The sequence below is a fragment of the Streptomyces sp. NPDC042371 genome, from assembly GCF_056437465.1.
On the sequence record NZ_JBWKAP010000003.1, the window covers coordinates 190419 to 203849 of the forward strand.

Below are 13431 nucleotides of genomic sequence, written 5' to 3' on the forward strand. Positions count from 1 at the left end.
TCCTCCCTCAAGGAGACGCGAAAGGGACCGGTGGAGGTGAGAGCTCAGTCCACGCTGCGCAGCAGGCCCTCGACGTTCTGCAGACGGTGACCGAGTTCGACGAGCTGGAGGCGGGTCGACTCCTGCTCGGACCTGGCGCGCTCGACGACCGCGCGGTACTCGTGCATGGCCTCGGCGTACTGCTTGTCGCGGTCGCGGTTGCGCTGTGTCTGGAAGTACGCGACGGCGACGACGGCGCCGGCGAGTATCAGGAAGAAGGCGACCGGAATGATCACGTCGTCCATCAAGACCCCTCAGATGATTGCTGTCCGGCCTCGTCCGACGCGTCCTCCCGGACGGCCGCGAGGATCGTGTCCACATTCAATCGCACGTCGAACGGCGCGAGTTCGAAGTACTTGAGCGCCTTGCCGTCGTCGGAGAGCTCCAAGCGGCCGACGACGAGGCCGGCCTTCTCCAGGCGTTCGAGGTGCATGTAGAGCAGGGGGCGGGAGACGCCGAGCCGCCGCGCCAGTTCGCTCACGTACAGCTGTCCCGGTGCGAGCTCGGTGATGATCCGGATCCGCTGGGCGTGGCCGACGGCGGAGAGGAAGGCGAGCAGCTCTGCGCTGTCCATGGCCCGCCTTCGCGCTGGTCCCGAAACCTGTCAGCCAAGACTTACGCATGGCTGGATCGACTGTCAATCCGGGCCGATCCGCCGCTGTCCCTTCCCTCACGCACCGCTGAATGATAGTTGACGGCTCATTCCTTCACCTGTCAGTCTCCACTTACACATGAAGGACTGAGTCATAAGAGCGGGGATGGTCATGAGGAAGCGATCGGTCACGGTGCGCGTGGCCCGGTGGAGCGCACTGCACCCATGGCGGGCGGTCATCGGCTGGCTGGTGTTCGTGGTGCTCTGCCTGGGGGGCGGGATCGCCGCGGGCATGAACAGCGCGACGTCGGAGGACTTCCGCGTCGGCGAGGCGGGCCGGGCCGAGGCCCTGACGACCGATGGCGGCATCCCGCTGCGGTCCACGGAACACGTGCTGATCCGTGCCGCGTCGGGCTCGATGAGCAAGCCGGGCCCGCTGGACAAGGCGGCCGCCGCCAACGCGGTCGAGGACATCACCGCGCGGATGAAGGCGCTGCCCGAGGTCGCCTCGGTCAAGGCCCCGGTGCCCTCGGCCGACGGACGCGTCCTGCGGATCCCGGTGGAGCTCACCGGAACCGAGCAGGACGACCAGGAGAGGGTCCCGCCGCTCCTGGACCAGACCGCGGCGGCCGCGAAGGCCCACCCGGACCTGGTGATCGAGGAGACCGGTGACGCCTCCGTGAGCAAGGGCGTCGACGACCAGCGCAACAAGGACCTGCAGTTCTCCGAGGCGATCACGCTGCCCATCACGCTGATCACGCTGGCCGTGGTCTTCGGCTCGGTCGTCATGGTCGGCGTACCGCTGCTGCTCGCCGTCACCTCGATCATGGCGACGATGGGGCTGGCAATGGTCGCCTCGCACCTGCTGCCCGACACCGGCGTCGGAATGAGCATGATCCTGCTGATCGGCATGGCCGTCGGCGTCGACTACACGCTCTTCTACCTCAAGCGCGAACGCGAGGAGCGGGCCCGCGCGGGCGGCCGCCTCACCTCGGAGGCGCTGGTCGAGGCCGCCGCGGCGACGGCGGGCCGCGCGATCGTGGTCTCCGGACTCGCGGTGATCGTCTCCACCACGGCGCTCTTCCTGGCCCGTGACGTCATCTTCGACTCGCTCGCCACGGGCACGATCCTGGTCGTCGCCGTCGCGGTGGTCAGCTCGGTGACGGTGCTGCCCGCACTCCTGGTCAAGCTCGGCCGCCGGACGGAGCGGCGCACGGCGAAGCGGGTCGCACGGGGCAAGCCGGTCCGGTCGTACGGCGAGAAGAAGCCCGGGCGCGCCTGGAGCCTCCTGCTCGCCCCCGCCCGCAAGCGCCCCGCGCTCACCCTCGGCCTCTCGGTCCTCGTGATGCTGGGGCTCGCGCTGCCCGCACTGGACATGAACCTCAAGAACCCGGCGCGCGACAGCTTCTCGCGCGACATCGCGGCGATGCAGGGGTACGACCGGCTGCTCGAGGCCTTCCCCGAGCAGCGGGTGCGGCACCTGGTCGTGGTGCGGGCCGAGGCCTCGCAGGCCGACGAGGTACGGGCGGCGCTGGGGAAGCTGGATCGCAGGGCGTATGCGGACCCGCTCTTCACGCGCCCGGCTGACCGGGACTCCTCCGGTACCCCGCTCCTCCGCTCCTCCGAGGACCGGAGGACCACAACACTGGAACTCAACGTTCCGTACCCGACGTACTCGAAGAAGGCTGAAGACTCACTCGACCACCTCCGCCACACCTACCTGCCCGCGACCGTCGGCAAGCTGTCCGGCGTGGAGACGGCCGTCACCGGCGAGGTGCCGCGCGGCGTCGACTACGTAGGACATCAGAACGACAAACTGCCGCTCGTCCTCGGCTTCCTGCTCCTGATGACCTTCGTCATGACGGTCTTCGCGTTCCGCTCGGTCGTCCTCGGACTGCTCGGCGTCGTCCTCAACCTGCTCTCCGTGGGCTCCGCGCTCGGCGTGCTCGTCCTCGTCTTCCAGGGCGAGTGGGCGGAGGAACTGCTCTCCTTCATCTCGCTCGGCGGAATCTCCTCGCGCGTACCGCTCTTCCTCTTCGTGATCCTCTTCGGGCTCTCGATGGACTACCAGGTCTTCGTGGTCAGCCGGATCCGCGAAGCAGCCCTGAACGGCGTGCCCACGCGCCGGGCGGTCATCGACGGCATCACGTCGTCCGCCAAGGTCGTCACCAGCGCGGCGATCGTCATGGTCACCGTCTTCGCGAGCTTCGTGATGCTGCACATCCTGGAGATGAAGCAGATGGGCCTCGTCCTCGCGGTGGCCGTCCTGCTCGACGCGTTCGTGATCCGCGTCATGATCCTGCCCGCCGCGCTGCTCCTGCTGGGCCGCGCCGCCTGGTGGCCGTCCGGCGCGATCCGGCGCGCGGAGGCGCGGGCCGCGGAGGCGCGCGCCGTCCAGGGTCACCCCGCCTCTCCGGAGCCGCACCCCGCCCCTGCACAGACACATCCCGCCCATTAGCCGGAGGCATCCCCGCCCCATGGCTGGAGGCAGCCCCACCCGTCGGCCGCAGGCGCGCCCCGCCCATTCGGCGGGGCGCAGGATCGCACAAGGCAGACAAGCGGAGCAGTTGGGGGTGGTGGGTGGGCGCGCCCCCATTCGAACGCTTACGATCCTCTCCGTGTCCAAACTGACCGACGTGCCCAAACGGATCCTCATCGGGCGCGCACTGCGCAGTGATCGGCTCGGAGAAACGCTCCTGCCGAAGCGCATCGCACTCCCCGTCTTCGCGTCCGACCCGCTCTCGTCTGTGGCGTACGCGCCGGGAGAGGTCCTTCTCGTCCTCTCCATCGCGGGTGTGTCGGCCTACCACTTCAGCCCCTGGATCGCCGTCGCGGTCGTCGTGCTGATGTTCACGGTCGTTGCGTCCTACCGGCAGAACGTGCGCGAGTACCCGAGTGGTGGTGGCGACTACGAGGTCGCCAACACCAACCTCGGCCCGAGAGCCGGCCTCACGGTCGCGAGCGCCCTGCTCGTCGACTACGTCCTGACCGTGGCCGTGTCGATCTCCTCGGGCATCGAGAACCTCGGGTCCGCGGTGCCGTTCGTGGTCGAGCACAAGGTGCTCTGCGCGGTGGTCGTGATCGTGCTCCTCACGCTGATGAACCTGAGAGGCGTGAAGGAGTCCGGGAAGCTCTTCGCCATCCCGACGTACGTCTTCGTGGCGGGCGTCTTCGTCATGATCGCGTGGGGCGCCTTCCGGGGCATCGTCCTCGGCGACGACATGGCATCGCCCACCGCCGACTACGAGATCAAGCCCGAGCACCAGGGCCTGGCGGGCTTCGCGCTGATCTTCCTGCTCCTGCGGGCCTTCTCCTCCGGCTGTGCGGCGCTCACCGGCGTCGAGGCCATCAGCAACGGCGTCCCGGCGTTCCGCAAGCCGAAGTCGAAGAACGCAGCGACGACGCTCGCGCTCATGGGCGGCCTGGCCGTCACCATGTTCTGCGGCATCATCGGCCTCGCCATGGCGACCAACGTCCACATGGCCGAGAAGCCCGCGCAGGACCTGATCCACAACGGCGTCCCCGTCGGCAGCGACTACGTCCAGAACCCGGTGATCTCCCAGGTCGCCGAGGCGGTCTTCGGACACGGCAGCTTCCTGTTCATGATCCTGGCGGCCGCCACCGCGCTGGTCCTCTTCCTCGCGGCCAACACCGCGTACAACGGCTTCCCGCTGCTCGGCTCGATCCTCGCCCAGGACCGCTACCTGCCGCGCCAGCTGCACACCCGCGGCGACCGCCTCGCGTTCTCCAACGGCATCGTGCTGCTCGCGGGCGCCGCGGCCCTGCTGGTCGTCATCTATGGCGCGGACTCGACCCGGCTGATCCAGCTCTACATCGTCGGCGTCTTCGTCTCCTTCACGCTCAGCCAGATCGGCATGGTCCGGCACTGGAACCGCCACCTGGCCAAGGAGAAGGACCAGAACAAGCGCCGCCACATGATCCGCTCCCGCGCGATCAACACCTTCGGCGCCTTCTTCACGGGCCTCGTCCTGGTCGTCGTCCTGGTCACCAAGTTCACGCACGGCGCCTGGGTCGCGCTGCTCGGCATGTGCATCTTCTACGTGACGATGACGGCGATCCGCCGCCACTACGACCGCGTGGCCGAGGAGATCGCCGCCCCGGAGACCCCGAACGACGACAGCATGCGCCCCTCCCGGGTGCACTCGATCGTCCTGGTCTCCAAGATCCACCGCCCGACGCTGCGGGCCCTGGCCTACGCGAAGCTGATGCGCTCCAACACGCTGGAAGCCCTCAGCATCAACGTCGACCCGGCGGAGACCAAGGCCCTCAAGGAGGAGTGGGAGCGGCGCGGCATCACGGTCCCGCTGAAGGTCCTCGACTCGCCGTACCGCGAGATCACCCGCCCGATCATCGAGTACGTCAAGAACCTGCGCAGGGAGAGCCCGCGCGACATCGTCAGCGTGATCATCCCCGAGTACGTGGTGGGCCACTGGTACGAGCACCTGCTCCACAACCAGAGCGCCCTGCGCCTCAAGGGCCGCCTGCTCTTCACCCCCGGCGTGATGGTGACGTCCGTCCCCTACCAGCTCGACTCCTCCGAGGCCGCGAAGAAGCGGGCCCGCAGGCGTTCGGAGTGGAACGCGCCGGGTGCGGTGCGCCGGGGACCGGTGGAGAAGCCGAGGCGCCCCAAGGAGCAGAACAAGAAGGAACCGAGCAAGAAGGGCTGACCCGCCCTCTCGGCTCTCTGGCTCCATGGCGAGCGGCCGGACAACACCCACGTAGACTGGTGGGCTGTAGTCCGGCCGTTCCCCTTTTACATTTACGTACTGGAGTCACCCCGCCATGCAGGCAGAACCGAAGAAAACGCAGGCGGGGAACTCGTCGGCGGATGCCTCCGAGGCGAGCGTCTCGCTGGTCGGCCAGGAGTACGAGGTCGAGATCGGCCCCGTCGCGCACGGCGGCCACTGCATCGCCCGTACGGACGAGGGCCAGGTGCTCTTCGTACGGCACGCGCTGCCCGGTGAGAAGGTCGTCGCCCGCGTGACCGAGGGCGAGGAGGGCGCACGCTTCCTCCGGGCCGACGCGGTCACGATCCTGGACCCCTCCAAGGACCGCGTCGAGGCCCCCTGCCCCTACGCGGGCCCCGGCCGCTGCGGTGGCTGCGACTGGCAGCACGCGAAGCCGGGCGCGCAGCGCCGCCTCAAGGGCGAGGTCATCGCCGAGCAGCTCCAGCGCCTGGCCGGGCTCACCCCCGAGGAGGCGGGCTGGGACGGCACGGTCATGCCCGCGGAGGGCGACAAGCTCCCGGCGGGCGAGGTCCCGGCCTGGCGCACGCGCGTCCAGTACGCGGTGGACGCCTCGACCGGCAAGGCGGGCCTGCGCCGCCACCGCTCGCACGAGGTCGAGCCGGTCGAGCACTGCATGATCGCGGCCGAGGGCGTCTCGGAGCTCGGCATCGAGCAGCGCGACTGGTCGGGCATGGCGACGGTCGAGGCGATCGCGGCATCGGGCTCCCAGGACCGCCAGGTGATCCTGTCCCCGAAGCCGGGCGCACGCCTCCCGATCGTGGAGCTGGACAAGCCGGTGTCGGTGATGCGCGTGGGCGAGAAGGACGGCGGAACGCACCGCGTCCACGGCCGCCCCTTCGTCCGCGAACGCGCCGACGGCCGCACCTACCGCGTCGGCAGCGGCGGCTTCTGGCAGGTCCACCCGAAGGCGGCGGACACCCTGATGCTCGCCGTCATGCAGGGCCTGACCCCGCGCAAGGGCGACACGGCCCTGGACCTCTACTGCGGCGTGGGCCTCTTCGCGGGCGCGCTGGCCGACCGCGTCGGCGAGAAGGGCGCGGTGCTCGGCATCGAGTCCGGCAAGCGCGCGGTGGAGGACGCCCGCCACAACCTGGCGTCCTTCGACCGCGTCCGCATCGAACAGGGCAAGGTCGACTCGGTCCTCCCGCGTACGGGCATCACCGAGGCCGACCTGATCGTCCTGGACCCGCCGCGCGCGGGCGCGGGCAAGCAGACGGTGAAGCACCTGGCGGGCCTGGGCGCGCGGCGCATCGCGTACGTGGCGTGCGACCCGGCGGCGCTGGCGCGGGACATCGGGTACTTCCGCGAGGGCGGGTACCGGGTGCGGTCGCTTCGGGCGTTCGATCTGTTTCCTATGACGCATCATGTGGAGTGCGTGGCGATTCTTGAGCCTGCCACGAAGGGCTCCTGACCTGCAGGATTGAGTATCGTCGCGCCGGGTCCCGGCGGGCTCGGTGGGCGGTTCAGCCGAGCTGCGCGCGGATCAGGTCGCGGTACCACCCGAAGGACGCCTTCGGGGTGCGGACCTGGGTGTCGTGGTCGACGTGGACGAGGCCGAAGCGCTGGTGGAAGCCCTCGGCCCATTCGAAGTTGTCGATCAGGGTCCAGGTGAAGTAGCCGCGTACGTCCACTCCTTGGGACGCGGCGGCGTCGACGGCCCGCAAGTGGGTGTTCAGGTAGTCGATGCGGTCGAGGTCGAGGACTCTGCCGTCCGCGTCGACCACGTCCTCGGACGAGCAGCCGTTCTCGGTGATGTAGACGGGAGGGAGCGCTGGGTAGCGCTCCTTGAGGCCTACGAGCAGTTCCCGCAGGCCGTCGGGGACGACGGGCCAGTCGAAGGCGGTGCGGCGGTAGCCCTCGATGGGGGTGTCTTCGAAGGGCAGACCTTCCCCTTCGGGCCTCGGCGCCTTGATCCGGGTCGGGTTGTAGTAGTTGATGCCGAGCGCGTCCAAGGGGGCCGAGATCAGTTCGAGGTCGCCGTCCTGGACTGAGCCGCCCAGGGTGGCGTCCACGCCGTAGGCCGACAGGTCGGGGTAGGCGCCCGTGAGGATCGGGTCGTTGAACAGGCGGTTGTGCAGGGCGTCGTAGGCGCTCGCGGCGGCGATGTCGGCGGGCGCGTCCGAGGCGGGCCAGACCGGGGTGCAGTTGTTGGCGATCATCACCTGGAGGCCGCGCGCTCGCAGTTCCCTCAACGCCAGTCCATGGCCCAGGAGTTGGTGATGGGCGACTGGGAGGCAGTCCAGGAAGAGAGCGCGGCCCGGTGCGTGGGTGCCGAGGCCGTAGCCCCAGGCCATGTGGATGAACGGCTCGTTGAGCGTGGTCCACTTCCGGACGCGGTCGCCGAGCCGGTCGGCCATGAGGGCGGCGTACTCGGCGAAGCGGTACGCGGTGTCGCGGTTCAGCCAGCCGCCACCGTCCTCCAGGCCCTGCGGGAGGTCCCAGTGGTAGAGGGTCGGGACGGGGTCGATGTGGTGTGCGAGTAGGCCGTCGATCAGTCGGTCGTAGAAGTCCAGGCCCTGCGGGTTGGCCTCGCCCGTGCCGGTGGGGCGGATCCGGGGCCACGCTATGGAGAAGCGGTAGTCGGTGAAGCCCGCCTCGGCCATCAGTGCGATGTCCTCCTCGTACCGGTGGTAGTGGTCGCAGGCCACGTCACCGGTGTGCCCGTCGCGGACCGTGCCGGGACGGGCGGTGAAGGTGTCCCACACCGAAGGACCGCGGCCGTCCTCCTCGGTGGCCCCCTCGATCTGGTACGACGCCGTCGAGGCGCCCCAGACGAAGTCGGCGGGGAGATGGTTCAGTGTCACGTCTACCCTCCTGAAACATGAGCGTGACTCACGTTAGCTTCTCGGAGTGGGATGATGGAAGCGTGAATCAAGACCGCAACGCAGGGGCGCTGCGCAGGAAGCCGGTCCAGAAGCGCAGCGCCGAACGCTTCGAACGACTGCTCGACGCCTGCGCCCAACTCCTGGACGAGGTCGGCTATGCCGCGCTGACCACCAAGGAAGTGGCCCGCAGGGCCGACGTGCCCATCGGCACCCTTTACCAGTTCTTCTCCGACCGGGAGGGGCTGATCGGCGCGCTCGCCGTCCGCAACCTGGAGTCGTTCTTGGCGCGGGTCGAGGGCCGTCTCGAGCGCGAGGAGCCCGAAGACATCCCGGGCATCGTGGACGTCACCATCGACGAGTTCGTCACCATGCGCCGGACGATCACCGGGTTCGGCGTGGTCGACTTCGGCGCGGTGGGCCAGGACCACGTCCTGAACCCGTCCCTGGACAACAACACCGCGGTCGCCGGTCGACTGCGTTCGCTGACCGCCTCCCTGACCGGCGTCCAGGACGACGCCGAACTGGAGATCACCATCCGAGTGGCGCTGGAATGCGCGGACAGCGTGCTCCAACTGGCCTTCCGTACCGACCCGCAGGGCGACCCCCGGCTGATCGCCGAGTGCAAGCGCGTCCTCAACAGCTATCTGGCCGACCGTCTCCGGTGACACCCGCCGACGGGGCCGACCGGATCAGGAGAGCTGATCCGACCGGCCCCGGCCCTGGGCGCCGCCTCATGGGCGGCTCGGTCCGCGTAGGCCTCAGTCCGCGTAGACGCCGACCTCGCGCAGCGAGAGGCCCCACTTGGTGCCGCGCTCCAGCCCCTTGACGCGTACGTAGCGCGCCTGGGTCCGGTCGAAACGTGCCGTGTCCAGGCCGCCGTCACCGGCGGTGGTGGACCAGGCCGACTGCCAGTTCGTGCCGTCCTGCGACAGCTCGACGCGGTACGACTTCGCGTACGCCGCCTCCCAGTCGACGGTGACGCGCTTGACCGGCTTCGCGGATCCGAGGTCGACCTGGAGCCACTGGTCGTCCTTCCACTCGCTGGCCCAGCGGGTGTCCTTGTCTCCGTCCACGGCCTTGCCGGGAGTGAAGCTCTCGAACGGGTTCCACCACTCCGAAGAGGACGCGGTGGCGGCCGCGCCCGAGGCCAGGTTCTTCCCGAGCTCGTGCTTCTCGGAGTTGCCCCAGGTGCTCAGGTAGGACTCGGCACCCGAGAAGAGGTCGTCCACGACCTCCTTGCCGCCGACGTTGCGGATGTCCTCGATCCAGTCCGGGACCATGCCGTAGTGCGCCGCGCCATCGGTGTTGAAGTTCCAAGTGCGCTCGCCGGTGGTCTGCTTGTCGACCACCGAGCCGCCGTCCGTGCTGCGGAAGGGGTACTTCACCGGGTTGGGGGCGTCCCCGCCCCGCGGGGCGGGCCAGCCGCCGAGGCCGTTCATGTCGGTGCCGTAGCCGTAGCCGACCTTGTACTTCTCCCGCAGCGCCGCCTTGCTCTTGGCCTCGTCGCTGAACGGCCCTGCGACGCTCATGTACTGGGCGGCGAACCCGCCGAGCTTGTAGAGCCGCTCGGTCCACCCCGCGTCCATCCAGCTGTGCGAGGAGATGACGCCCGGATACGCCTCGGACTCCAGGACCTCGAAGGCCTGGTCCGCGGCCTTGACGCTCATGTGGTCCATCTCCAGCATCATGTGACGCTTCATCATGCCGCGTACCGCATACTCGCCGAGGCCGGTGAGACCGCGGACGTTGCACTGTGCCCCCGAGGCGTACGAGGGGACGGAGACCCCCTTCGGCAGCCGCTTCTCGGCCTCCGCCGCTGCCGCGTTGCCGATGGGGTTGTCGTGCTGCGGGCCGCGGCAGGTCTCCGTCTTCCAGAAGGTGCCGGTCGACAGGAACTGGCCGACGTTGATGGCCGTGCCGAGCGTGCCGGAGTCGAAGCGCACCCCGCACAGGGCGTTGTCGAACTTGTGGCACAGGAACATGCTGCTCACGCCCAGCTTCTTCAGTTCGTCCAGGCCGCGGTCGATGTCCTCCTTGCCGCACTGCGCCTTGTCCAGGATCTGCTTGCAGCCGAACGGCTCGGAGGTCTCCACCCCGAGGACGACGGCCAGCTTGCCCTGCTCGACGACCTCGCGGGCCTGCGCGCTGCTGGTGACGATCCGGAACCAGCCCTTGCCCGGACCGCCGTACATCTTGTCGACGAACGCCTGCATCTCGTACGACTTCTTCGCCTCGAGACGGATGGCGTCCATCTCGTCGCAGCCGCGGTCCTTGAAGAAGTAGATCGAGCAGATCACGCCGTTGGTCACCAGGTCGTTGACGAGCACCCGCTGGCCGCCGCGCCAGGCCCGCTCGATTCCCGCGTAGTAGTTCTGCTGGTGGGTCAGCGAGTCGTGGGCGGGCCAGTCCTTGAACGTGGGCCACCCGTTGGGGTCGTGCTTGCCGTCGCCGCCCTTGGTGATCATGTCGAAGATGGCGCCCGTGCCGTCGGGGTAGTGCTCGGGGCAGTCCTTGAGCGCGTCGGCGACGCCCTGCTCCGAGAACGGCTTGCCGCAGAGCAGCCGCCCGCCGAAGCCCTCGTTGGACATGATGTGGTCGTGGGCGTCGACGAAGCCCCGCACCTTCCCCTGGGAGTCGGTGCCCTTGAAGGGCTCACCCGTGACGCCGACCTGCGCGTCGGGTGTGGGCCGCGCGGTCGGGTTCCACCAGCCGGGGTCGGGTTCCGCCGCGGAGCTCGGCATCGTGCCGAGCATCAGGGTCATCGCGGTGAAGAGCAGGAGAGCCACCGTGAGGGATCTACGCCTTCGGCGTGGAGGGTGAGCGATGTTCATCGCCGTGATCCTTAAATGTGAGGGGTGCTCATGTTTGGCTCACACGATAGGGATACGGACCCGCAAGGCCAACCCCCTGACGGTGGCTATCGCCTGGAAAGGAACAGCCGCCTCCTACTCGTACCGGTACTTCAGTGAGTCCGCCTCCGCCTGCTCGATGTCGGCGATCGTCAGCTCCGGCATCCGCAGCTGGGCCAGCGTGACCTCGGCCGAGGCGGGCTGGGCGTCCGCGGGCAGCCACTGCTCCGGCTTCCAGGCCCCGCTGCGCAGCAGCGACTTGGGGCAGTGCGGGTAGACCTCCTCGATGCCGACCACCAGCGCACTGGCCGGGGGCTTGCCCACGGCGGTCAGCTGCGACAGGAGGTCCGGGCGGGTGGAGACGCAGGCCCGGCCGTTCACCCTGAGCGTCGTGGTGCGCCCCGGCACGACGAACAGCAGCCCGGCCCGGCCGGTGGCGATGACGTTCTGCAGGGTGTCCAGACGCTTGTTGCCGGTCGCGTCCGGTATCGCCACCGTCCGGTCGTCCAGGACGGCGACGAACCCGGCGGGGCCGCCGCGCGGGGAGACGTCACAGTTGCCCTCGGCGTCCGTGCTGGCGACCAGGACCAGCGACGAGCAGCCGATCAACCGACGGGTCTGATCGGTGAGTTCGGTCATCTGCTTGCGAAAGGCCGCCTCCTTGGGGAGTTCGTAGGTCCGGCGCAACGTTTCCTCGTCGGACACGGCGTCGAGGCGGAGTGAGTCGAAGGCGCTGCTGGCAAGGGATGTCGTCATGTCTCTGACCCTAGTGGGCCGATCTGCGACGGATCCTGGCCGGTGAGTGCGGGGGCATACAGGCCCGATGACGCGTGATGCAGGTCGCGCAGGTCGTGCTCACACGGCCGTGGCCTCCGTCGCGCTCCCCGCCCAGGCCGTCAGGGCCTCGGCGCGTTCGGCCCGGCGGGCGTCCGCGTCGGTGGTCTGCGTGGCCCAGGCGATGTGGCCGTCGGGCCGTACCAGGATCTCTGTCACTTCGCGTAGGTCGTCGTCATGGTTCTCGTGCCCCGCGAGGTCGATCAGGAGGAAGCGAGCCGGTGCGAGGAGTTCGTAGACGCGGGTTTTCGCCGAGTCCGCCGTGCTCAGGTCGATGTCCGGCATGCATCGGCCCACCAAGGGGTGGGCGTCTTCCTGGGGTGACGCGTATGTCGTGCTCAGTGCGGAGACGCGTCCGGCGAGGAGCCGGTTGACGTCCTGGATGCCGAGTAGTTCGTCGAGCAGTGCGCGCAGAGCTGTTGCGGGGGCCTCGTACTGTGGGATGAGGGGGAGTTCGGCCAGGAGGAGTTGGACGGCGGTGTTCTGGGTGACCGCCTGGCCGACCGGGCGTCGTTCGTCTTCGTAGCTGTCCAACAGGCCTGCCGGGGCTCGGCCGTTGAGCTCGGCGGCGAGTTTCCAGCCGAGGTTCATGGCGTCCTGCAGGCCCATGTTCAGTCCCTGCCCGCCTGCCGGGAAGTGGATGTGGGCGGCGTCGCCCGCCACCAGGACGCGGCCGTTGCGGTAGCGGTCGGCCAAGCGGGTCGCGTTGCCGAAGCGGGAGAGCCACCGTGGGTCGGCTAGGCCGCAGTCGTCGCCGCAGATGCGGGTCAGGGAGCCTCGGAACTCTTCCAGTGTTACGGGTTCCTCGGCGGGGGCTCGCATGCGCTCGGGGTCGATGTAGACGAAGCGGGTGAGTCCGGTCTCCAGCGGTACGACCATGACGCCGTTCGCCTGCGCGGCCGCGAGGGTCTCGGGGGAGGCGTCGACCACCGCGAAGTCGCCCAGCACGCCGGTGAGCGTCTCGTCCGTGCCGGAGAAGCCGATACCGGCGGCCTGCCGCACCGCGCTGCGGCCGCCGTCGCATCCGACGACGTACTTCGCCCGGGACGTGGTGGCCCGGCCGTTGCTGTCACGGAGATCGATCGATACGCCGGTGTCGTCCTGCGTGAGCCCCAGGACCTCGTGCCCGCGGTCGATCCGTACGCCCAGTTCGCGGGCCCGCTCCTCCAGCAGGGCTTCTGTGCGCGCCTGGGCCAGGAACAGGGTGTAGCCGTGCCGGGTGTCCAGCGCGCTGAAGTCGAGCCGGGTGGGGAGGTTGGCGAAGTGCCAGCCCGGCAGGGTCCTGCCCGATGACAGGAAGCGCGGCAGGAGGCCTCGCATGTCCATCAGTTCCACGCTGCGCGGGTGCAGCGTCAGGGCCCGGGAGTTCTGTGTGGCCTCGGCGCGGCGCTCCACGATCCGCACCTGGGTTCCGGCCAGGGCGAGTTCACACCCGAGCATGAGACCGGTCGGCCCGGCGCCGACGACGATGACATCAGGTTCCATGGCTGCTCCCTAATTAGTGAACATCGTTCACGTGAACG

At 69.1% G+C, this 13431-nt stretch carries 10 protein-coding genes; 4 read left to right on the plus strand and 6 right to left on the minus strand.

Going from position 1 to position 13431, the window contains the following annotated elements; all coding sequences use genetic code 11:
• Positions 1–44 precede the first annotated feature (44 nt).
• Entirely contained in the window at positions 45–284 is a 240-nt protein-coding gene (locus tag AC068B_RS10510; protein WP_468567508.1) for a hypothetical protein, read from the minus strand.
• Positions 284–613, minus strand: coding sequence for an ArsR/SmtB family transcription factor (locus tag AC068B_RS10515; protein WP_356249818.1), 330 nt, complete (start codon positions 611–613; stop codon positions 284–286). The genes AC068B_RS10510 and AC068B_RS10515 overlap by 1 nt, the downstream gene beginning before the upstream one ends.
• 190 nt (positions 614–803) lie before the next feature.
• Here AC068B_RS10515 and AC068B_RS10520 point away from each other — a divergent pair, with 190 nt between their 5' ends.
• From AC068B_RS10520 to AC068B_RS10530, 3 genes are all read left to right on the plus strand, one after another.
• On the plus strand, positions 804–3089 hold the full coding sequence (locus tag AC068B_RS10520; RefSeq protein WP_478670516.1) for an MMPL family transporter: 2286 nt from the start codon (positions 804–806) through the stop codon (positions 3087–3089).
• 160 nt (positions 3090–3249) lie between these two features.
• Positions 3250–5319, plus strand: a complete 2070-nt coding sequence (locus AC068B_RS10525) for an APC family permease (protein ID WP_478670519.1) — start codon at positions 3250–3252, stop codon at positions 5317–5319.
• 115 nt (positions 5320–5434) lie between these two features.
• A complete protein-coding gene (locus tag AC068B_RS10530; RefSeq protein WP_478670520.1) occupies positions 5435–6811 on the plus strand; it encodes a class I SAM-dependent RNA methyltransferase in 1377 nt (458 codons plus the stop codon).
• 52 nt (positions 6812–6863) lie between these two features.
• Here AC068B_RS10530 and AC068B_RS10535 read toward each other — a convergent pair whose 3' ends face one another.
• Positions 6864–8204, minus strand: coding sequence for a GH1 family beta-glucosidase (locus tag AC068B_RS10535; protein ID WP_478670521.1), 1341 nt, complete (start codon positions 8202–8204; stop codon positions 6864–6866).
• A 62-nt stretch (positions 8205–8266) separates the two neighbouring features.
• Here AC068B_RS10535 and AC068B_RS10540 point away from each other — a divergent pair, with 62 nt between their 5' ends.
• The gene (locus tag AC068B_RS10540; protein ID WP_478670524.1) at positions 8267–8890 is read left to right on the plus strand and encodes a TetR/AcrR family transcriptional regulator; all 624 of its coding nucleotides are present in this window, start codon (positions 8267–8269) and stop codon (positions 8888–8890) included.
• Between the two features lie 93 nt (positions 8891–8983).
• Here AC068B_RS10540 and AC068B_RS10545 read toward each other — a convergent pair whose 3' ends face one another.
• The 3 genes from AC068B_RS10545 to AC068B_RS10555 form a co-directional block, all read right to left on the minus strand.
• Positions 8984–11056 (minus strand): discoidin domain-containing protein, encoded by a 2073-nt coding sequence (locus AC068B_RS10545; RefSeq protein WP_478670525.1) that lies wholly within the window; start codon positions 11054–11056, stop codon positions 8984–8986.
• 114 nt (positions 11057–11170) lie between these two features.
• Positions 11171–11830, minus strand: coding sequence for an MSMEG_1061 family FMN-dependent PPOX-type flavoprotein (locus AC068B_RS10550; protein WP_478670526.1), 660 nt, complete (start codon positions 11828–11830; stop codon positions 11171–11173).
• A 99-nt stretch (positions 11831–11929) separates the two neighbouring features.
• Positions 11930–13393 (minus strand): monooxygenase, encoded by a 1464-nt coding sequence (locus AC068B_RS10555; protein WP_478670528.1) that lies wholly within the window; start codon positions 13391–13393, stop codon positions 11930–11932.
• Positions 13394–13431 lie beyond the last annotated feature (38 nt).

Coding starts and splice junctions, on each gene's coding strand:
- AC068B_RS10510 (WP_468567508.1), bottom strand. CDS start 284: ATGGACGACGTGATCATTCCGGTCGCCTTCTTCCTGATACTCGCCGGC.
- AC068B_RS10515 (WP_356249818.1), bottom strand. CDS start 613: ATGGACAGCGCAGAGCTGCTCGCCTTCCTCTCCGCCGTCGGCCACGCC.
- AC068B_RS10520 (WP_478670516.1), top strand. CDS start 804: ATGAGGAAGCGATCGGTCACGGTGCGCGTGGCCCGGTGGAGCGCACTG.
- AC068B_RS10530 (WP_478670520.1), top strand. CDS start 5,435: ATGCAGGCAGAACCGAAGAAAACGCAGGCGGGGAACTCGTCGGCGGAT.
- AC068B_RS10545 (WP_478670525.1), bottom strand. CDS start 11,056: ATGAACATCGCTCACCCTCCACGCCGAAGGCGTAGATCCCTCACGGTG.
- AC068B_RS10550 (WP_478670526.1), bottom strand. CDS start 11,830: ATGACGACATCCCTTGCCAGCAGCGCCTTCGACTCACTCCGCCTCGAC.
- AC068B_RS10555 (WP_478670528.1), bottom strand. CDS start 13,393: ATGGAACCTGATGTCATCGTCGTCGGCGCCGGGCCGACCGGTCTCATG.